Annotated in this window: 18 protein-coding genes and 1 other RNA gene; 14 read left to right on the top strand and 5 right to left on the bottom strand. The window is 63.1% G+C overall.

Features of this window, described 5'->3' with window-relative positions; genetic code table 11:
* Position 1: 1 nt before the first annotated feature.
* On the bottom strand, positions 2 to 1,012 hold the full coding sequence (locus tag BN2694_RS09410) for an AI-2E family transporter (protein WP_135664360.1): 1,011 nt from the start codon (positions 1,010 to 1,012) through the stop codon (positions 2 to 4).
* Between the two features lie 303 nt (positions 1,013 to 1,315).
* Between BN2694_RS09410 and BN2694_RS09405 the strand changes: the two genes are divergently transcribed.
* The 6 genes from BN2694_RS09405 to BN2694_RS09380 are packed head-to-tail and all read left to right on the top strand — an operon-like array spanning position 1,316 to position 8,152.
* A complete protein-coding gene (locus BN2694_RS09405) occupies positions 1,316 to 1,876 on the top strand; it encodes an NADH-quinone oxidoreductase subunit NuoE family protein (protein ID WP_135664357.1) in 561 nt (186 codons plus the stop codon).
* Between the two features lie 12 nt (positions 1,877 to 1,888).
* On the top strand, positions 1,889 to 3,793 hold the full coding sequence (locus BN2694_RS09400; RefSeq protein ID WP_135664354.1) for an NADH-quinone oxidoreductase subunit NuoF: 1,905 nt from the start codon (positions 1,889 to 1,891) through the stop codon (positions 3,791 to 3,793).
* A 4-nt stretch (positions 3,794 to 3,797) separates the two neighbouring features.
* Positions 3,798 to 5,636 carry a 2Fe-2S iron-sulfur cluster-binding protein gene (locus tag BN2694_RS09395; RefSeq protein WP_135664351.1) on the top strand — a complete coding sequence of 613 codons (1,839 nt, stop codon included), beginning with the start codon at positions 3,798 to 3,800 and terminating at the stop codon, positions 5,634 to 5,636.
* Entirely contained in the window at positions 5,633 to 6,205 is a 573-nt protein-coding gene (locus BN2694_RS09390) for an NADH-quinone oxidoreductase subunit B family protein (RefSeq protein WP_135664348.1), read from the top strand. Before BN2694_RS09395 ends, BN2694_RS09390 begins: the two co-directional genes overlap by 4 nt.
* Positions 6,206 to 6,216: 11 nt before the next feature.
* Entirely contained in the window at positions 6,217 to 7,635 is a 1,419-nt protein-coding gene (locus BN2694_RS09385) for a Ni/Fe hydrogenase subunit alpha (RefSeq protein ID WP_135664345.1), read from the top strand.
* A 31-nt stretch (positions 7,636 to 7,666) separates the two neighbouring features.
* Positions 7,667 to 8,152 (top strand): hydrogenase maturation protease, encoded by a 486-nt coding sequence (locus BN2694_RS09380; RefSeq protein WP_135664342.1) that lies wholly within the window; start codon positions 7,667 to 7,669, stop codon positions 8,150 to 8,152.
* 133 nt (positions 8,153 to 8,285) lie between these two features.
* On the opposite strand, the gene BN2694_RS09375 is transcribed toward BN2694_RS09380, so the two are convergent.
* The 4 genes from BN2694_RS09375 to pdo all read right to left on the bottom strand — a co-directional run bounded on the left by BN2694_RS09375 (position 8,286) and on the right by pdo (position 11,165).
* On the bottom strand, positions 8,286 to 8,813 hold the full coding sequence (locus BN2694_RS09375; RefSeq protein ID WP_135664339.1) for an Rrf2 family transcriptional regulator: 528 nt from the start codon (positions 8,811 to 8,813) through the stop codon (positions 8,286 to 8,288).
* 65 nt (positions 8,814 to 8,878) lie between these two features.
* Positions 8,879 to 9,898, bottom strand: a complete 1,020-nt coding sequence (locus tag BN2694_RS09370) for an NAD-dependent epimerase/dehydratase family protein (protein WP_135664334.1) — start codon at positions 9,896 to 9,898, stop codon at positions 8,879 to 8,881.
* A gap of 82 nt (positions 9,899 to 9,980) precedes the next feature.
* Positions 9,981 to 10,458, bottom strand: an RNA gene (gene rnpB, locus BN2694_RS09365) — RNase P RNA component.
* A 65-nt stretch (positions 10,459 to 10,523) separates the two neighbouring features.
* Positions 10,524 to 11,165, bottom strand: a complete 642-nt coding sequence (gene pdo, locus BN2694_RS09360; protein WP_135664330.1) for a protein disulfide oxidoreductase — start codon at positions 11,163 to 11,165, stop codon at positions 10,524 to 10,526.
* Between the two features lie 177 nt (positions 11,166 to 11,342).
* Here pdo and BN2694_RS09355 point away from each other — a divergent pair, with 177 nt between their 5' ends.
* The 8 genes from BN2694_RS09355 (at position 11,343) to BN2694_RS09320 (ending at position 19,835) form a co-directional block, all read left to right on the top strand.
* The gene (locus BN2694_RS09355; protein WP_135664328.1) at positions 11,343 to 12,551 is read left to right on the top strand and encodes an ABC transporter substrate-binding protein; all 1,209 of its coding nucleotides are present in this window, start codon (positions 11,343 to 11,345) and stop codon (positions 12,549 to 12,551) included.
* A 1-nt stretch (position 12,552) separates the two neighbouring features.
* Positions 12,553 to 13,836 (top strand): ABC transporter substrate-binding protein, encoded by a 1,284-nt coding sequence (locus BN2694_RS09350; RefSeq protein WP_135664325.1) that lies wholly within the window; start codon positions 12,553 to 12,555, stop codon positions 13,834 to 13,836.
* Positions 13,837 to 13,900: 64 nt separating this feature from the next.
* The gene (locus BN2694_RS09345; RefSeq protein ID WP_135664321.1) at positions 13,901 to 15,055 is read left to right on the top strand and encodes a FecCD family ABC transporter permease; all 1,155 of its coding nucleotides are present in this window, start codon (positions 13,901 to 13,903) and stop codon (positions 15,053 to 15,055) included.
* A complete protein-coding gene (locus BN2694_RS09340) occupies positions 15,055 to 15,978 on the top strand; it encodes an ABC transporter ATP-binding protein (RefSeq protein WP_135664318.1) in 924 nt (307 codons plus the stop codon). Before BN2694_RS09345 ends, BN2694_RS09340 begins: the two co-directional genes overlap by 1 nt.
* Before the next feature lie 200 nt (positions 15,979 to 16,178).
* A complete protein-coding gene (locus BN2694_RS09335; RefSeq protein WP_135664316.1) occupies positions 16,179 to 17,192 on the top strand; it encodes a glycosyltransferase family 4 protein in 1,014 nt (337 codons plus the stop codon).
* Between the two features lie 75 nt (positions 17,193 to 17,267).
* Positions 17,268 to 17,882, top strand: coding sequence for a translation initiation factor IF-2 subunit beta (locus BN2694_RS09330; protein ID WP_135664314.1), 615 nt, complete (start codon positions 17,268 to 17,270; stop codon positions 17,880 to 17,882).
* A 111-nt stretch (positions 17,883 to 17,993) separates the two neighbouring features.
* Positions 17,994 to 18,986 (top strand): haloacid dehalogenase-like hydrolase, encoded by a 993-nt coding sequence (locus tag BN2694_RS09325; RefSeq protein WP_135664312.1) that lies wholly within the window; start codon positions 17,994 to 17,996, stop codon positions 18,984 to 18,986.
* Between the two features lie 3 nt (positions 18,987 to 18,989).
* The gene (locus BN2694_RS09320) at positions 18,990 to 19,835 is read left to right on the top strand and encodes a fructosamine kinase family protein (protein WP_244605394.1); all 846 of its coding nucleotides are present in this window, start codon (positions 18,990 to 18,992) and stop codon (positions 19,833 to 19,835) included.
* Positions 19,836 to 19,888: the final 53 nt, after the last annotated feature.

Genomic DNA, 19,888 nt, shown 5'->3' with positions numbered 1-19,888 from the left:
TTCACTCGGACGGACTTTCTCCGTTGGCGGGGAGCCGTTCGTTCGCCAACAGCTCCACACTCTCTGACAGTAGCGCCACTACGATCGGCCCGGCGATGATACCGATCGCCCCCATTGTGAGGACCCCGCCAGTGAACCCGATGAAATAGAGGCTCCCGGGCAGATCGGCGGCGATCTCCGAGAGTCGCGGCCGGACGAGTATGTCGGGCAGCCCGGCGACAAAGACCAGTCCAACAACGGCCACGAGAACGGCCTGTGTGACGTTCTCTGCAAGGACTTCTATGACGACGAGGACGCCGATCAGCACGCTCGGGCCGATGATGGGAATGAACTGCAAAATGCCACTCAGCACCGCGAGCGTGATCGCGGCGTCGTATCCCAGCGCGAAAAACACCGGCAGCGCGAGGACGAACGTCCCCAGGCCCGTTGCGCCCTGGAGGACGTACAACCCATAGAGTGTGTCTCGTAGCCGTTCGTGGAGTGCCTCGACGACATCGTAATAGTTCGGCGGAACTGTCCGTCTGAGCGCGCGAGCGGGCATCTTCGGCTTCAACAGGAGTGCGTACACCAGCAGGACGAACAGGAAGAACTTCAGGGCGAGGACCGGCGCGGCACTGGCTGCATCGATCGCCACGTCGGCGGCGAGATTTCGGGCTGTCGTCACTACCGTCGAGAGATCAATCGAGTACGTCGTCTCCAGGAACGTCACGGAGAACTCCTGTGGAAGGCTGGCCACCATTTCGAAGAACGCCGACCGACGAGCGTACAGCGAGTACGCGATGGGAGTGACCACGACGGCAGCGAAGCCGAACGCGATCGCTGTACTTGCCGCCGCCGCGATCCGCGGTCCAATCCCTCGGCGCACCAGTCGTTGCCGAACCGGATAGAGGACGTACGCGACCGTGACGGCGAAGAATATGGTTCCGAAGACTCGCCACAGTGTGAACACAGCCAAGACGCTCAACAACCCCAGCAATCCGACGAGCGCGAGCGTCCGGCGAGGGAGTGTCACATCGCCCTGTTCCGCGGGTATCTCCATAACGTTTTCCTGGGCTGCCTTCGCTCTCCCATCCAGACGCCGACGTCGGCCGATCGAACCGCTTTCGTGAAGCCGATAATTGATTGTAATTCTTCTTCAAACCATTAGAAGGAATCAGAACCCTCTCTTTTCGGGCGTGTCGTGTCCGATGAACTCCGCATTATTCGATATAGATCTCGATTCTTCCCCAATCCCTCACATTCTAACATAGATGTTTTCAACCGATGAGAATACGGTACATTCCTTTACAGGATGTCGAGGTAATATTCACCTAGAATGGCAACCCTAGAGCGAGTGAAACAGTCACTGGGGTCGGATGCATCCGACGTCGGATCGGATTCGGGCATCATTCCGGCCGACGCAGAGGTGGCGGACGTCTGTGACGAGGAGATCGAGACGGTCCAGGAGATCCTCGTAGACGTCCCTACCGCCCAGGAGGGTGTTATCCCGGCCTTGCAGGACGTCCAGGAGGAGTACGGTTACTTACCGAAATTCACGATGGAACTGATAGCCGAACACACCGGGACGTCGATGGCGCACGTCTACGGGACGGCCTCTTTTTACTCGCAGTTCCATATGGAGCCCCGTGGCGAGCACACCATCAAGGTCTGTACGGGAACGGCCTGTCACGTGAAAGGTGCCGACGAGGTCTCGGAAGCCTTCTGTGACGAACTCGACGTCGAGCTCGACGAGGTCACTGACGACGGGACGTTCACCGTCGATCACGTCCGCTGTATCGGTGCCTGTAGCCTGGCTGTGGCCGTGATGGTCGGTGACGAAGTCTACGGTGACGTCCAGCCCGACGACGTGGACGAAGTCATCGAGGAGTACCGCTAGGAGGGATTCAATATGGCAACTGTACTCACCGAAGCACGTCGTGTCCGGACGGAAGAGGATCTGGCCGACCTGCAAGCCGAGGGCGAACAGTCGCTGTACCCCGATCGAGTCAAGGTCTTGGTCGGTATGTCGTCCTGTGGCAAGGCCGCAGGGGCCGACGAGGTCTACGGCCGGTTGTCGGCCGAACTTGGCCCGAGAGACGACGCTACCGTCGGCCAGACCGGCTGCATGGGGTTCTGTGATCGGGAACCGCTCGTCGAAGTCATTCGGCCCGATGGCGTCTCGATCATCTACGAGAACGTTACCGAGGCCGAGGCGGGTCGGCTGGCAGACGCGATCGAGGATGGCGAGCTACCCGAAGACGGCACGCTCGCTGCTCGGAGCCACGTTGAGGACTGCGAGCACGATCACGATGTTCCGCACATCGACGATGTCCCGTTCTACGAGTCCCAACAGCGCGTCGTCCTGGGCAACAGTGGGCTCGTCGATCCCGATAGCCTCGAAGAGTACGTCGCTCGGGACGGCTACTTCGCACTCTGGGAAGCCCTCTCGGAACACTCGCCCGAGGACGTCATCGAGGAGATCAAGGAATCGAAGCTCCGCGGTCGCGGTGGTGGTGGGTTCCCGACGGGCATGAAGTGGGAGTTCCTCGCCGGCAACGACGCCGATCTGAAGTATCTCATCTGCAATGCCGACGAGGGCGACCCCGGCGCGTACATGGACCGGACGCTGCTGGAGAGCGATCCCTACGCAGTGTTGGAGGGGATGACCATCGCCGGCTATGGTGTGGGCGCTGAGAAGGGCTATATCTACGTTCGCGCTGAGTACCCCCTGGCGATCGATCGCCTCCAGAACGCCATCGAACAGGCCCGAGAAGCCGGATTGCTTGGTCAGGATATCTTCGGCGAGGGCTTCAGCTTCGATCTGGAGATCAAGAAAGGCGCCGGCGCCTTCGTCTGTGGCGAGGAGACCGCGATGATCAACTCCCTGGAGGGTGGCCGCGGAATGCCTAAACCGCGCCCACCGTACCCTGCTGACGAGGGGCTGTGGGCCGAGCCGACCAACGTCAACAACGTCGAGACGTGGGCGAACGTCCCGGCGATCATCCGCAACGGTGCCGAGTGGTTCGCCGACATCGGCACCGAGGAGTCCGGCGGAACGAAGGTGTTCTCGGTCACCGGTGACGTCGAGAATACCGGTCTCGTCGAGGTGCCTCTCGGGACTCGCCTTGAAGAGGTCGTCTTCGAGATCGGTGGTGGCACCACTGGCGGCGAGTTCAAGGCCGTCCAGACTGGCGGTCCCTCCGGCGGTGTAATTCCCCGTAAACATGCAGAGACGCCCATCGACTACGAGACGCTGATGGAACTGGGCTCGATGATGGGCTCCGGGGGGATGATCGTCATGGACGAGTCGACGTGCATGGTCGATCAGTCGCGGTTCTTCCTGGAATTCAGCGTCGACGAGTCATGTGGGAAGTGCCCGCCCTGCCGGTACGGCACCAAACAGATGCTCGAGATGCTCGAGGCGATGACCACCGGGGAGGCCGATCCCGACGTCATCTCGGAGCTACGCTCGCTGGGCGATTCCATGGAAGAAATGTCGCTCTGTGGACTCGGCCAGACGGCAGCTAATCCGGTGATGAGTACGCTGGATTACTTCGAAGAGGAATATCGCAATCACGTCGAAGACGAAGAGTGCCCAGCGGGAGACTGCGAACTCGGCAGCGGCGAACACGCGGGCACGTACAAGATCATCCCGGACGAGTGTATCGGGTGCCAGCAGTGTAAGGACGCCTGTCCGGTCGGCGCCATCTCCGGGGAGGCTGGCGAGGTCCACGAGATCGATCCTGCGGCCTGTATCGGTTGTGGCCAATGTGTCGATCCGTGTCCGGTTGACACCATCGAGTTGAGGGGCTGATAGTATGAGCAAGGCATCTAACCCCGAGGAAACGGTCGAACGCGACGTCACGCTGACGATCGACGGCCAGGAGGTACAGGCAGCAGAAGGCGAGACGATTCTGGAGGCAGCCGACCGTGCGGGCATCGACATCCCGACGCTGTGTGCCCACGCGAACCTGTCGAACGTCGGCGCCTGCCGGATGTGTCTGGTCGATATCGACGGTGAGCGCCGCGAGACGGCCTGTACGACGGCCGTCGGCGAAGATATGGACGTCGAATTCGACACCGAAGCCCTCTGGGACCAGCGCCGGTCGATCCTCGAGTTGCAGTTCACCGAGGAAAACCACTACTGCATGTATTGCGAGATGGAGGGCGATTGCGAACTCGAGGACATGTTCAACCGCGCGGGGCTGGATCAGGATCGGTTCCCACTCGAGTACAAGGACGTCGAGCCGGACACCTCAAACGAGTACATTACGATGGATCTCGACCGCTGTATCAGCTGTGGTCGGTGTATCCGTTCCTGCGAAGAGGTCGTCGGCAACGAGACGCTGAACTTCGGCAACCGCGGAAAGAACACGACGATCATTGCCGATTCGGGCGTCCCGCTGGGCGAATCGTCGTGTACCTCCTGTGGGAGTTGTGTTCAGGCGTGTCCAACCGGATCGCTATACAGCCCGCTGTCGGCGTACAAAGGCCGCGAGCGGGACTGCGAAGTCGAGACGACGACCTGCAGCGAGTGCTCGGTCGGCTGTGAACTCGAGGTCTTCACCAACTCCGGCCGGATCGTCAAGATCGAGGGTAGCGAAGACGGCGAAGACGGCGGCCAGCTCTGTGAAATGGGCCGCTTCGAGTTGCTCGCCGACGATCGCGAACGCATCATGGAGCCCCGAGTCGACGGCGACGTCGTCGATCTCGACGCGGCGATCGATCGGGCCGGTGCGGAACTGACCGCGGCCAATGCGGTCAACGCTGTCGCCTCCGACCGGCTCCCCACCGAGACCCTGGAGTCGTTCGCCGATGCGATGGACGCCATCGACGCCGACTTGGAGATCCCCGGCGCACAGCGCCGGGCAACCGAGGCGTCGATCCACGAGGAACTGGCCGCCGAGGGCCACGAGGATCTGCAGGCCGAGTCGATCGAGGACATCCTCGACGCCGAGGGCATCGTCGTCTACGACACCTCGATCGTCGACAGTCATCCCGTCGCAGCTTCCTACGTTCGTCGGGCGGCAAGCGACGGTGCTGAACTGGTCACTGTCGACGGTGAGGAAGATCAGTTAGAACGGTTCAGTGACGATAGCCTGACGGTGGGATCGCCGCTCGCACAGGCCACCGCGGAAGCGGCCGGCGCACTCGCCGACGGCGGCAGCGCCTCGCCGGTTGCGGGCGTCGCGGAGGCAGCGACGCGCGCGCTCGATACCGAACACGGCATCGTCGTCCTCGGTCCCGAGATCGAGGACACCGAGGCGCTGATCGATGCCTACGGCCTGGCAGCGATGACCGACAGCCAGGTCGTGAGCCTCGATCGGAGTGCCAACCGCGCCGACGTCGCGGCCGACGGCGTCGAGGAACCGGCCGAGGTCGCGTACCTCCTGGCTGGCGACGACCGTGGTGACGATCTCGACCGCGCGATCGAGGTCGCCCGCGAGGCCGACACCGTGATCACCCAGGCCACTCGCGAGTCGGCGCTGACGGACATCGCCGACGTCGTGATCCCCGCCCTCGACTGGTTCGAGCGCGAGGGCACGATCGTCGACGCCGACGGCAAGCAGCGTGCAGTCGATCGCGTGCTCGACCCGCGGGTGGAGATCGATGCCGACCGTGAGATCATCGCGGAGCTACAGGAGGTGGGAGCATGAGCGCACAGGCCGAAGCCGACACGGCCGACGACCGGACGACCGTCGCGACGGTGTGTCTGGGCGGCTGTTCGGGCTGTCACATGGAGTTCCTGAACGTCGATCACGGACTGGTCGATCTGGTCGAGGAGGTCGACATCGTCGCCAGTCACATGATCGTCGACGAGAAGGGCGTCCCCGAAGCCGACGTCGGCATCGCCGAGGGCGTCGTCACCAACGAGGAGAACATCGAGGTCGCTGAGGAATTGCGAGAGAACTGCGACACTGTCGTCGCCTGGGGCGACTGCGCCGCGTTGCGCGGAATCATGTCGCTTCGCAACTACCAGGATCGCGACGAGATGTTAGAGGAGACCTACATGGGCGAAGCCGACGAGGAGAGCGAAGTGCCCTTTGGCGACGACGAGGGCGTCCCGGCACTGCTCGAGGAGGCCCGACCGCTGGACGAGTTCATCGACGTCGATGTCTACGTTCCCGGGTGTCCACCCGACGCCGACGTGATGAAAGAGAGTCTCGAAGCGCTGGCTCGCGGGGAGACCCCCGAGATCGAAGGCGACAAACTGCAGTACGACTAAGGAGGATCAACATGAGCAAGAAGGAAGTCATCGATCCGGTCACGCGCGTCGAGGGGCACGGCAAGATCACGATCCACCTCGACGACGAGGGGAGCGTCGAGGACGCACAGTTCCACGTCACGGAGTTCCGTGGCTTCGAGGAGTTCGTCGAGGGTCGCCCCATCTGGGAGATGCCCGAGATCACGGCTCGCATCTGTGGCATCTGTCCCGTCAGCCACCAGCTGGCGGCGGCAAAGGCTGCCGACGACGTCATGGACGCTAACGTGCCCGACGGCGCCCACAAACTCCGGGAACTACTCCATATGGGCCAGGTGCTCCAGAGTCACGCCCTGAGTTTCTTTTACCTCTCCAGTCCCGATCTGGTGCTGGGCTACGACGCCGACCCAGCCGATCGGAACATCGAGGGCGTCTTAGAGGAGAACCCACAGCTGGCCGAGCGCGGGATCGACCTGCGGAGTTTCGGGCAGAACGTCATCGCCGCGCTGGGCGAGAAGAAAGTCCACCCCGACTTCGCGGTCGCAGGCGGCGTCTCGAACACGCTCGATCGCGAGGACGGCGAGGCTTTGCTCGAAGAGAGCGAGCCGTTGCCGACCTATCTCCGGGAGACTATCGACCTCCTCAAGGACATCTTCGCGGACATGGACGACGACACGTTGGATTACGCCACCTACCCGACGGGCTACATGGGGTTGGTCACCGAGGAGGGTGGTCTCGAACACTACGACGGTGACATCCGGCTGGTCGACGAGGCCGGCGATTCTCTCGAAGAGATCGACGACGGTGACTACCGAGACATCATCGCCGAGCGATCCAAGGAGTGGAGCTACCTCAAGTTCCCCTACTACAAGGAGGAGGGCTTTGAGGACGGCCAGTACCGCGTCGGGCCGCTGGCTCGCCTGAACGCCGTCGACGACATTTCGACGCCCCAGGCCCGCGAGGAATGGGTCGAGTTCATGGACGCGGCCGACGGGGCAGTCCACGAACGCTCGACGTACTACCACTGGGCGCGCCTCATCGAGATGCTGTACTGCGTCGAGCGCATCCAGGAACTGCTCGAAGACGACGACGTCTACGACGGCATCACGAACGTCCCGACCACGCCGAAGGCGGGCACGGGCGTCGGCGTCATCGAGGCCCCGCGCGGAACGCTCATCCACGAGTACACCATCGACGACGGTGGCACAGTCGAGAACGCCAACTTCATCGTCGCCACCACGCACAACAACGGCGCGATGAACCGCGGGGTCACCTCCGCCGCCGAGACGTTCATCGACGGCCCGGAGATTCCCGAGGGTATCCTCAACAAGATGGAGAGCGTCATCCGGTGTTATGACCCCTGCCTGTCGTGTTCGACCCACTCCATCGGCGAGATGCCACTGGAACTCACCCTCGAACAGAACGGCGAGACGCTCGACGAAATCAGCCGCTGAAGACGGCCCGACAATCACACCCTATTCCACTATGGACGCACTGCTACTCGGTCTGGGCAACGACATCAAGCGTGACGACGTGGTCGGTCTGGAGGTCACGGACGCGCTCGCCGAGCGCTTTGGCGACCGCCTGGACGTCGAGACCTACACCTCTGGTCGGCTCATGCTCATCCAGGAGCTCAGTGGCTACGACCACGTGTTTTTGATCGACGCGATAAAAACTGACGGCGGAACACCCGGTGACTACTACGAGTTCTCCCCGAGCGAGGTCGAACCCAGCGAAGACTCGGGCGGACTGGCGACTCACAACGTCGGGCTCGGCACGCTACAGACTCTCGGCGAGGCGATGGGACAATCGATGCCGTCGATTACGATTTTCGCCATCGAGGTCGCGAACCCCTTCGAGTACGGTGAGGGGATGACCGACGCCGTCGAGGCGGCCGTGCCGGATCTGATCGCGGAGATCGGCGACGACATCGAGGCGTCGCTCGCACGGAGCGTACCGACGTCGGTGTGACCCTCGCCTGGACGTACTTCCCACTGCCGATGAACTGTCGCCTGTAGCCAGAGAAGCGACATCCCGAGACTCCTTGCGAACTGGGGCGTATCGGTCTGTGTTCGTCAGATAGCTCGCTAACCGATCACCCGTCTCACTCCTCGAAAGGTGCCTGCATCTCACCGACATCGACCATGAGCTCGTCGCCGGTACCCAGTATGTCGGTGACCTCTCCCAAGACGACGAGGTCGTACTCTGGTGTCGGTCCGACGACGATCGGATCGCCGATTTCGACGTCTGCGAGTAGTTGCTGGAAGTGGATCCGCGCACGACATTCCGTGGGATGGTGGACGTTTGTCAGCGTGATCCCGTCGACAGTGACGTCCAGCCGCTGGAAGTTCTGGGCGAGGACGACGTTCTCTTGGTCGTCGCCGGGTTTGCGATCGAGAACCCGAAAGGCCAACTCAGTCGGCTCGTATCCGCCTTGCGGGCCGGGAACACTTTCGACCAGTCCGAGCGACCCCAGTTTCCGCATCTGGTTTTTCACCGACCCCTCCGTCCGGTCGACCCGCTCGGCGAGGCGCGTGCTCTTTACCGGCCCCTCGACCTCGTCGTACTCGTTGACGAGGACGGTCAGGGCGTTCCGATCCGGTGGCGAGAGGTCGACAGGAGCGTCGTCCATGTACTATTCAGCGAGTTACGTGCTCAGCCACTTAGCGGTTGCCCCCACACACCGACCATCGGAAGCTAGCTCTCCCACTCGAAGCGCTCGCGGAAATCGTCGGTACTCTCTCGCCAGGCGTCGATCAGCGCGTCCTCGAAGGTGTCACCCTCGCCCACGTCGATCCGGTCGTGGTTTTCGAGCCACGCAACCGTCCGCTCGACGCCCGTCTCGAAGTCGATCGTGTACTCGAAGTCTAGATCGCGCTTGGCTTTGCTGTTGTCGAACACCGTACTGAACTGGAAGTGATCCAGTAGACTCTCGGTCCGATCAGGTGCCACTGACTGCAGGACGTCCGTTGGGATGTGAACGAGCTCCGGTTTGGGCGCGTCGAGCGCCGCCGCCACCCGGCGGTGATACTGGTTCCAGCTGATGTTCTCCTCGCTGGTGACGTGATACGTTTCGCCGTAGGCACTCTCGTTGCCGACGGCGTTGACGTACGCCGCCGCGACGTCGTCGCGGTGGCACGGCCCCCATAGCGACGTGCCGTCGCCGTGAACGACGATCGGTTTCCCCTGTCGGATTCGCTCGACGTAGTAGGGATCGCTGCCGAAGGTGTGCCAGATGTGGCCGCCCTCGCCGTAGGTCGCCCAGGGACGGATGATCGTCACGTCGAAGGCTCCGTTGCCTTCGGCTTCTCGAAACCGGTCCTCTGTGGCGGCCTTTTGCTCGCCGTACTCGCTGACTGCTGGCTCTCGCGCGAACGCTTCGGTGACTGGGTTTCGCTCTGGTGGGCGCGCGTAAACGTCGATCGTGCTCGTGAAGAGCAACTGTTCGATCTCGCCCCCGAAAGCCCGGATGTCGCTCGCCGCGTCCTCGGGCGTGAAACACATCATGTCGATAACAGCGCCGACATCGACGTCATCGAGTGCCGCCTCGAAGGCGTCGTAGTCGAACCGATCGCCGTGAATCCGCGTGACTTCGTCGGGAATCTCGATCTCCGTTTCACCGCGGTTGAAGATCGTCACGTCGTGGCCCGCCTCGACGAGTTGGCGGGTGATGCCGGTCGAGATGATCCCGGTTCCGCCGATGATGAGTGTGTCCATCCCGTCGGCCATTGACTCCCGAACACATCATAGTTCGCCCGCGTCGTGGGGCCGTTGCTCGCGTGGCTCCGCGATTGAAAACGGCTGCGGGGAGTGAGCCCCCTTCTGTTCGGTCCGGTATTCGGCTCAGCGTCCGCGCCATGTCCGGGCTACCTGTCGCGCGGACTTGCACCGGCGGGGATTCGCCGTTCCATCCGTTCTCGCCCGTCGACCCGCCGGCGAGGCCGGCGGACCCAACTCGTCGCGTAGCGTGAGGCCCCGAAGGGATTTCACGTCCCGCGACGCGCCCTCGGCGGGTTAGCTCCCCGTCGCTTGTTTGTCCGGTCGCACGGTCACCTTGCGGCGATCGCACGGTCGGACTTTCTCGCTCGGGGTTCGCGCGCCTCATCGGTCGGGGCGAGGGGTCTCGTTGCTGTTCCAGAGCCGACGGTCTCCCGTCCCGGGTTTGCACCCGGCCGCCTGCCCGGACGGTGGGGGGACTTTCCTCATACCCGTTGCCAGCGTTCCGATCCAATCGAAACGTCGAGGGTCCCGGGTACGGGAACCGGACTCCCGCTGCCGAGTGAGGCTATTCGGTGGGTAGGATTAAGGGATTCGGTCGCTTTGACCGCGCCACTGAGCGCCCTCAGAGGGCCTGTTTGACTTGCTGGAGGAACTGAGCCGGCGGTAGCGCACCCGTGAACTCGCCGTCGGTCCCGTTGACGTTGATCTGGGGGACGCCACGGACGCCGAACTCTTCGGAGAGATCCATGAACTCCTGGGACTCGATAGAGTTTGCCTCGACGTGCTCGTTCTCGATGGCGAGGCTGTGGGCCGTCTGGACCGCCCGCGGGCAGTGCGGACAGGTCGGCGTGACGAACACGGTGATCTCGACGGGTTCGTCGATCTCGTCCAGATCCGTCCGGACGCTCTCGTCTAGTCCCGTCTCGCCGGTCGAGACGGCAAGGATGTCCTGCAGGAACGAACTGAACTCCTGGCCAGAGGGGATTCCGAAGTACCGGACACCCGAGACAGCCTCGCGCGTGATGATTGTCACCGGTCCGCCGTCGTAGCGGTCGGCCCCCATCTCGGCGGCCAGCGGATCGCCCATGTCGTGGACGTACAGATCACTCAACTCGGTCAACGCGTCTACGTCTTCGAGCAGTTCGACTGTCTCCTCACAATACTGGCAGTCTTCCTCCGTGAAGACGTGCACGTCGATCGGTTCGTCCATCTCGTCGAGCATCTCCGACACTTCGGATTTATCGTCCTCGTCCAGTATCGACATCTGTAGGTCACCGTAGTAGCCACTGCCCAATTATATTTTGCGATATGCACAATATCGTGCACTATATTGGGCCAATCGATTCTCTTTGCGCGTGGCGCGACCACCATTCGTGACAGCCCTGTTTTGGTATGCCTAAAAACCGTAACCGACTTATTTGTTTAGGCTGCCCTAAAATCTATGGGTCGCAAGTCAGACACTGCTGGAACGTCGACGCGTCGTGAGTACCTCCGATACGGCGGGGCAGTGATCGGCGGTGGATTGCTCGCCGGCTGTCTCGGCGGTGAAGGCGACACGCCCGCGGGGACGGAGACCGACACCACCACAACGATGGAGACGACGGCGGAGTCCGACCCCACGACTATGGCGGAGACGACCGGGACTGAAACGCCGGCAGCGTCGTCGTACTCGGTGTCGATGGTCCCGGTCGGCGACGTCACCTTCGAGGGAGTACCCGAGACCTGGGTCACGAACAACGGCAGCTGGGCGGACATGGGGATTGCGCTCGGGCAGGACCCACCGGCGGGCGTGTGGCTTCCGAGCCGGTATCACACCCACTACTACGACGAGATTCCGGGCGTCTCCGTGGACAAATCGAGTATCGAACGCCTTTCTCAGGACGGCGTCAGCAAGGAGCGCTTTTTCGCGATCGACGCCGACGTCCACGTGATCGACCCGAACTTCATCACAAACCGGTTTAAGTGGACTGACGATGACGTCGCTGAGGTCGAGCGGGACGTCGGTCCCTTCTTTGGCAACAGCATCTTCTCACGGAATTACTCCTGGCACGACGATTACCGCTACTACACGCTCCTTGCGGCCTTCGAGAAGCTCGCGGCAGTCTTCGACGAACGCGAGCGCTTCGAGGCATTCGCCTCGATTCATGACGACTTCCAGACTGCGCTCGCACCCGCCGTTCCCGGACTCGGCGAGCGACCCGCGGCGGCGGTCCTCTGGGCCGGTGGCGACGAACCCGAGCAGTTCTACCCGTACGTCATCGACGAGGGAACGAGTTTCAAGCACCTGCGCGACCTCGGCGTCAGGGACGCACTGGCAAATACGGACGTCAAGGATTTCCACAGTTCCCGTGGGGTCATCGACTTCGAAACGCTGCTGTCGATCGATCCGACGGTCATTCTGTTGCGTGGCCAGGAGGCCAAATCCCGCGATGAGTTCCGTGACACCGTCGTGACGTTCCTCGAAGATCACCCGGTCGCGAGTCAGTTGACAGCCGTCGAGAACGGTGACGTCTACCGCGCGGGTCCGCTGTATCAAGGCCCCATCACAAATCTCGTCGTCACTGAGCGCCTGGCCCGGAACCTGTACGGTTTCGAGGGACAGCTCTTCGACCGCGAGCGCGTCGCCGCGGTCGTCGCCGGGGAGTTCTGAGATGACTGACGTGCGAGCTCCGACGGACGGGGATGCTGTGGTAACCCGCCGGAAGTGTCTCGCAAGCACGACGGCACTCCTCGGTAGTGGTCTACTCGCTGGCTGTCTGGGCGGGGGAGACGGGACTGACACGCCGACAGGAGCGGCCCAGACTGACGGCGAACCGACGGCGACCACTACGCCGACACCGACCGGGGGCACCTCGACACAGACCGCACAGCAGAACGGCGATGACGCAACCGGCGCGTATTCTGTCTCGATGGCTCCGATGGGCGAGGTCACCTTCGAGGATACGCCCGACGACATCTTCACGATCCTGAATCCCTACGCCGAGATGGCCCTCATGCTCGGCCGTGGCGAAGACGTCAACGCCGTCTACGCCGTCGAGTACGTGGACTCGCTGATGACTGCGTTCACCGCTCCACTCGAGGGTGTCTCCGTCGACTGGAGCGACTGTTATGGCTCCTGGAACCCGAGCAAGGAGAAGCTCTACGACCTGGACAGCGATGTCCACTTCGCCGATCCTGCTCACGTGGTCACGATGGGCAAATGGGAACGTCAAGACGTCGAGGAGGTCGCCGAGAACGCCGCGCCGTGGTTCGGAAACACGTTTAGCGCCGGTCACGGTCAGCCGCCCGAATCCTACGCCGACAGCTACGAATATTACACGCTCTGGGAAACCTTCGGCCGCGCCGCTTCGGTCCTCCGGGAACGGCAGCGTTACGAGGCGTTGCGTGCCGAACACGATTCGCTGATCTCGACGATCAGCGAGGGGTTGCCCCCGGAATCGGAGCGCCCGACAGTCACGATGATACTCCCCTCGACGAACGACGACACGATGTGGGTCTACGACGTGAACGGTCCAGGGTATCACGCCGCCCACACCCGGCCGCTCGGCGCGGTCGACGCCTTCGCCGCCGACGGTGGCGTCGAGAGTGGCACCCAGATCGACTACGAGGAACTCCTCGCGGCTGATCCGGACGTTCTTTTGATCCTCGGTGGCGTGGTCGACGCCCACGACATGCCCGCGATCCGGGAGACGCTTGCGGACGATCCCGTCGCGAGTTCGGTCGCTGCTGTCGAGAACGACCGGATCTACGCCCAGGGCGGGAGGCATCAGGGTCCCCTGCTGAATCTCTTCCAGCTTGAGATGGGTGCCAAACAGCTCTATCCCGAGCAGTTCGGCGCGTGGCCGCACTACGAGTCCGGGCCGTATCCGGACCTCGCGGCCGACGAACAGCTGTTCGAGCATGACCAGGTCGCCCAGACGATACGAGGTGACTAGCGATGATCGACCACGATGGTCTCCCAGGTAGGGGACGGAACTCATCGGAGGTGTACATCTGACTATGGCGGGCGAACCGACGACGGACGACCGGATCGCTTCCCGGTTGGGCTGGCTCAGTGACGTCGACACCTCGCTGGTTGCCCTCTGTCTCGCCAGCGTCGTCGTGGTACTGATCGCTGGATTCGTCCAGATCCGTTTCGGCGACTATCCGATGACGTTCGGCGAGGCGTGGGCGGCTGTCTCCGATCCGAATATCCTGTTCAGCGCCCAGGCCTGGAAGGGGTTTTTGCTTGGCGGCGAGTTGCCCGAACTGTCCAACCGGAGCCTGATCGTCTGGAACATGCGTATCCCGCGGGTGATCGTCGCCGTCTTTGTCGGAATGAACCTCGCCGCCTCGGGGGCGATATTCCAGGCCGTGACGCGAAACGAACTTGCGAGTCCGTTTATTCTCGGCGTCTCTTCGGGGGCTGGGCTCGCAATCTTGCTCACGCTCGTCGCGATCCCGGGGGTGACGATCGTCGTGCCCCTGCTCGTCGCCGAATTGCACGTCAGCACGTCGATGTTGTTGCCGGTGTTCGCCGCAGGCGGTGGCATCGCCGCGTTTGTGATCGTCTATGCGATCGCCTGGAAAAACGGCACCTCGCCGGTCCGACTGGTGTTGGCGGGCGTCATCGTCAGTACGGTCTTTGGCAGCCTCCAGCGGGCCATGTTCTTCTTCGCTGACGATCTCGGGGTCGTTCAATCGGCCATTTCCTGGATCACTGGCTCGCTGGCCGGCACCGACTGGGAGCAAGTCAGGATGGTCTTGCCGTGGTCGGTGATCGCGCTTGCACTCGCCGTGATCAGCGCCCGCCAGTTGAACGTCCTCCTGCTCGGGGAACGCACGGCGAGTTCGTTGGGCATGCGCGTCGAACGCGTCCGCTTTGCGCTCTCGGGGGTGGCCGTCCTCGCGGCGGCCGCGAGCATCGCCGTCGCGGGCATCGTCGGGTTCGTCGGATTGATCGTCCCGCATATGGTCCGCAACATCGTCGGCAGCGACTATCGAAAGCTCGTCGTCGGCTGTCTGTTCGTCGGCCCGGCGCTGATGGTCGCCGCAGACGTGGGTGCCCGCCTCGCGCTGCCGGTTCAGATCCCGGTCGGCATCGTGACCGGGCTCGTCGGCGGCCCGTATTTCCTCTATCTGATGCGCAGACAGGAAACCATGGGTGAGATCTGATGAGCGAGGACACACCACAGACCGACGGCGGCAGTCAGGCAGTACAGCCCCCCTCGGAAACGACCGGCGAGCTACCCAGAGATGCCATCGGCGACACGGACGACACTCACAGCGAGTCGTCGTCCAACGCCAGCGAGTTCGTCGGCGAGGATATCGTCGCCGGCTACCCATCGAGCGAGCAGCCGGTGATCGACGGTGCGACGATTCGACTCCCGCCGGGGGAAGTGACCGCCTTGATCGGTCCGAACGGCAGCGGCAAGAGCACGCTGTTGAAGAGTCTCGCCGACCAGCTCTCCATCGACGCGGGCACCGTCCTCCTCGATGGGGCAGACGTTCACAACTTGGAGGCGAAAGAACTCGCCCAGAAGCTCGGCTTGCTTTCCCAGGAGAACGTCGCGCCCAATAGCCTCGCCGTCGAGGAGCTGGTTGCCCACGGCCGGTATCCACACCGTGGCTTTTTCGACTCGCTTTCGGCTGCCGACCGGGACGCCATCGACGAGGCGATCGAACTGGCCGGAATTGACCACTTGCGGGACCGTGAGATCGGCAGTCTCAGTGGCGGCCAGCAGCAACTCGTCTGGATTGCGATGGTTCTCGCCCAGGACACCGACGTGCTCCTGCTGGACGAACCGACGACGTTCCTCGATATGCACCACCAGTTGGAGGTCATGGAGATCGTCGAACGGCTCCGGGACGAGAGCGACGTGACCGTCGGCCTCGTCCTGCACGATATCGAGCAGGCCGCCCGGTACGCCGACCACGTGGTCGCGCTGAACGACGGCGCTGTCCAGGCCAGAGGCGACCCCGAAACGGTACTGACCGAGGCGTTGCTCACCGACGTCTTTGCCGTCGAGGCGACCGTCGAGACGACTGATCAAGGACTGCAGATAACGCCACTGCGTCCCCACCACGACAGCGAGTGACTCCGGTTGCTTTCGATCGAGTCTACACTCGACCGTCCGCAGTCGGTTCGTCGACCGTCCGTTCCGCCCAGTGGACTCGATCTTTTTCGCGTCCATTCTACCCGGACAGACCCGCTGCTGTTCGCGTCCGTTTTTCGCGTCCAGGTGACGGTTCGATTCCGGAAAGTACTGGACGGTCGGGCCAGCAGTGTGGGACACCCGTGCGGATCAGCCACTACTTCGAGTGGGAGGAGTACATCACCGGAGGCCACGCCCAGTCCGTCGAGAACCAGCGAACGATGCTCGACCGGCGGGGGATCGAGTACACGACCGAACCGGATCTCGACGCCGACCTGTTGCACCTCAACAACATGGGTCCCAAATCGGTCTACTACGCCCGGCAAGCCCGCGACGTGGGCGTCCCCGTCGTGATCCACACCCACCAGACTGCCGAGGACTTCCGGGAGAGTTTTGCTTTCTCGAACGCGCTGGCGAGACCCATGGCCCCGTACCTGCGGTGGGCCTACTCCTTTGGGGATCACCTGATCTGCCCCTCCGAACACAACCGCGAGGTGATCGCCGGGTACAGCGACGCCCCGAAGACGGTCATCTCCAACGGGTTCGATCCCGGCCGCCTGGCGGGGTTCGAGTCCCTCCGCGAGGAGTATCTCGACCGCTACGACCTCGACCCGCCGGTCGTCTTCAACGTCGGCCACGTCATCGAGCGCAAGGGCCTGCGATCGTTCGTGGAGACGGCCCGCGCGATGCCCGAGCTGGACTTCGTGTGGTTTGGCTACCTCAACCCGACCGGCGGCGGGTGGGTAGATGGCCTGTTACGATCGAGAACAACGACGAAACTCGTCGAGAACGCCCCCGAGAACTGTACGTTCACGGGCTACGTCGAGGACATCCGCGGCGGGTTCGCTGCAGGCGACATCTTCTTTTTCCCGACGAAAAACGAGAACGAAGGCATGGCCTTACTGGAAGCGATGGCCTGTGGCCGCCCGCCACTGGTCCGGTCGATCCCCACTTTCGAGTGGCTCAACGACGACGAGGACTGTCTGAAAGCCAGCCAGGACTTCACGGAACCGCTGGAGCGTCTCCGTGACCCGGTGCTGCGCGAGCGGATCGGCCGGCGGGCTGCAGAGCGTAGCGAGGCGTTCACCCTCGAGGCGATCGGCGACGATCTCGTTTCCCTCTACCGCGACGTGTTGGCCGAACACGGCGATCGGTGACGCGCCAGTCAGTGTCGTGGTTCGATGTATCACGGCTCACGCAGTGGCCTTACGTCCGGGTCCCGTCCAGATCGTATGGACTACGATCAAGCTCTCGAGCGCGCACACGACGCGCTCCCCGATCGACCTGCGGCCGACGAACGACGGCTCTCGATCCCCGACCCCGAGGCCCAGGCAGACGGTGCGTTCACACGACTCACGAATCTCGGAGAGGTCGCCGATGCCCTCTCGCGGGAGTCCGAACACCTCCATCGGGCGATCCAGCGCGAACTTGGCACGAGCGGCCAGTTCGAGGACGACCGCGCCCGCTACAACGGTGACTTCTCTGCAGGCGACTTCTCGGCGGCGATCGACAGTTACGTCGCCGAGTACGTCACCTGCTCGGAGTGTGGACTGCCAGACACTGTTCTCACGACCGAAGACGGGATCGACATGCTTCGCTGTCAGGCCTGTGGGGCCTTCCGCCCCGTCGAGACCCAGGCCGCAAAATCCAGTACGGCGACCGATCGACCGACCCTCGAAGAGGGTAAATCCTACGAGGTAAAGATCGTCGGCACCGGCCGCAAGGGCGACGGGGTCGCCGAGAAGGGCAACTACACTATTTTCGTCCCCGGTGCCCAGGAGGGTGACGTCGTCACCGCCTACATCGAGTCGATCAACGGCAACCTGGCGTTCGCCCGTCAGGCCTGACCGGACCACGTTGGCCAGCGTCACGGTCGAGAAGGCGGGCACGGGACCACTCCGCCAGGCCTGACGGCGAGCCGATACGCTCAACACGGCGACGGCACAACCCGGAGCCAGATGGTCTCGGACTCGTCCACAGGTATCACGGCCGGCGATCGCGTCGCGCTCGTCTTGGACATTGACGGGACCGTTCACCGCCACGGTTCGATCTTTGTGGAGTCGCTGGCGTTGCTTCCCTACGTCGGCGACATCTCTCTCGATGAAGCCGACCGTGACACGCTCCGTGACGTGCTTGGATCGGTCGCAGCTTATGCCGGTGGCGACCGTTCCCGTCGGCGCTGGCTCGGGATGATCCGTGTCTGTGACGTCCTCGCAGCGGCGGGATTGGGTCGCCCGGTCGCCCGTCTTCTCGCCGGACTCGTCCGCTATCGAGCCAGGCGCGCCTCGGCGTCCGCCACAGCCGGTGACGCCGGCGACTATCGCGAGATGCAACGCCGGATTCTCGACCGCTACGGGACCTTTCTGGACGGTCGACACCGGGAGCGGGTCCAAGGCGCCTTCGAACGCGTTGTGGAACGTCACGTCCGCGTAGATCCCGAGATCCGACGAGTGATCGCCGACCTCGCCAGTGTCGTCGATCTCGACGTGGTCCTCGTCACGGACGTTCCGACCCATATCGCACGACCCTACGCGGCGTCGCTCGGCGACGAGATCGACGTCATCGGTACCGACTTCGCCACAAGCGACGGTCGTTTCACTGGCGAGTATACGTTCGTCGACAAAGGTGCAGCAGTCGATCGACTGCACACCGAACGCGAGTGGGAGTACGTGCTGGCAGCCGGTGATTCGGCGAACGACCTTCCGATGGCCGCGGCTGCGGACCTGTTGATGGCTGTCGCCGGGCGGGGGAACCTGCTGGCGGAACTCCCGGCCGAGTATCGGTCCATCGAGCTGTCAGCGCTTCGAACGACCCAACTAGCTGCCGATACTGACGCCATTATCGTCCCCCGCGAGACGAGTGTCACGGACGCCCTCCGGCAGACGTTCACGGCGCTTGGCGTCTCCACGAGAGAACCGCGAGCGCAAAGATCATCCGACGGTGTGGACTGAGACGTGCATCCGATCGCTCGAAAAGTCGGCGATACTCTCGCCGTCGAGCCGACGGCCTGCCGGGAACTCGACGGTGGGATGATTGGGCAAGTCCACCGCGTCGATCTCGCTGATGGTACGTCGGTCGTCGCCAAGACCGGCGAGACGCCGCTCTCAGTCGAAGCATCGATGCTCCGCTATCTCGGGACCCACACCGATCTGGCGGTTCCAGCCGTGTTGTCGGCGAGTGACGACCTGCTCGTCATCGAGTACGTCGATGGCGACTCCACGATCACGCCGGCAGTCGAACGTGACGCTGCCGACCAGCTGGCGGCACTTCACGATCATTCGGCCGAGGCCTTTGGCTTCCCCTTCCAGACGCTCTGTGGCCCGCTCGCACAGCCCAACCCCTGGACGGACGACTGGATCGATTTCTTCCGCGAACACCGGCTGTGCCGGCAGGCCCGCGGCGCACGCGAGGAGGGACCGCTCGATCGCGAGCGTTTCGAGCGCATCCAGAAGGTCGCAGACGACCTGTCAGATTTGCTCGTCGAGCCCGACGAGCCGGCACTGATCCACGGCGACGTCTGGCGGACGAACGTCCTGGCGGCCAACGGTGACGTGCGGGCGTTCCTCGATCCGGCGATCTACTACGCCCATCCCGAGGTGGAACTGGCGTACGTCGACTGGACGGACACGTTCGGTGATCCGTTCTTCGAACGCTACCGCTCACGGCACTCTATCGAACCAGGGTTCTTCGAGCACCGGCGCTTCGTCTATCGCCTGTATCCGTTACTCATCCACGTACGGCTGTTTGGATCGGAGTATCTCCCCGGGATCGACGCGACACTCACGGAACTGGGCTACTGAAGGCTGACACGCGACGATGGAATCCGTCCCGACGACCAGAGTACCCTTCATTG

This window comes from Halorhabdus rudnickae (genome assembly GCF_900880625.1).
Classification (GTDB): Archaea; Halobacteriota; Halobacteria; order Halobacteriales; family Haloarculaceae; genus Halorhabdus; species Halorhabdus rudnickae.
Note: the sequence above shows the minus strand (reverse complement) of the source record. Positions and strands in the feature narration are given on the sequence as shown.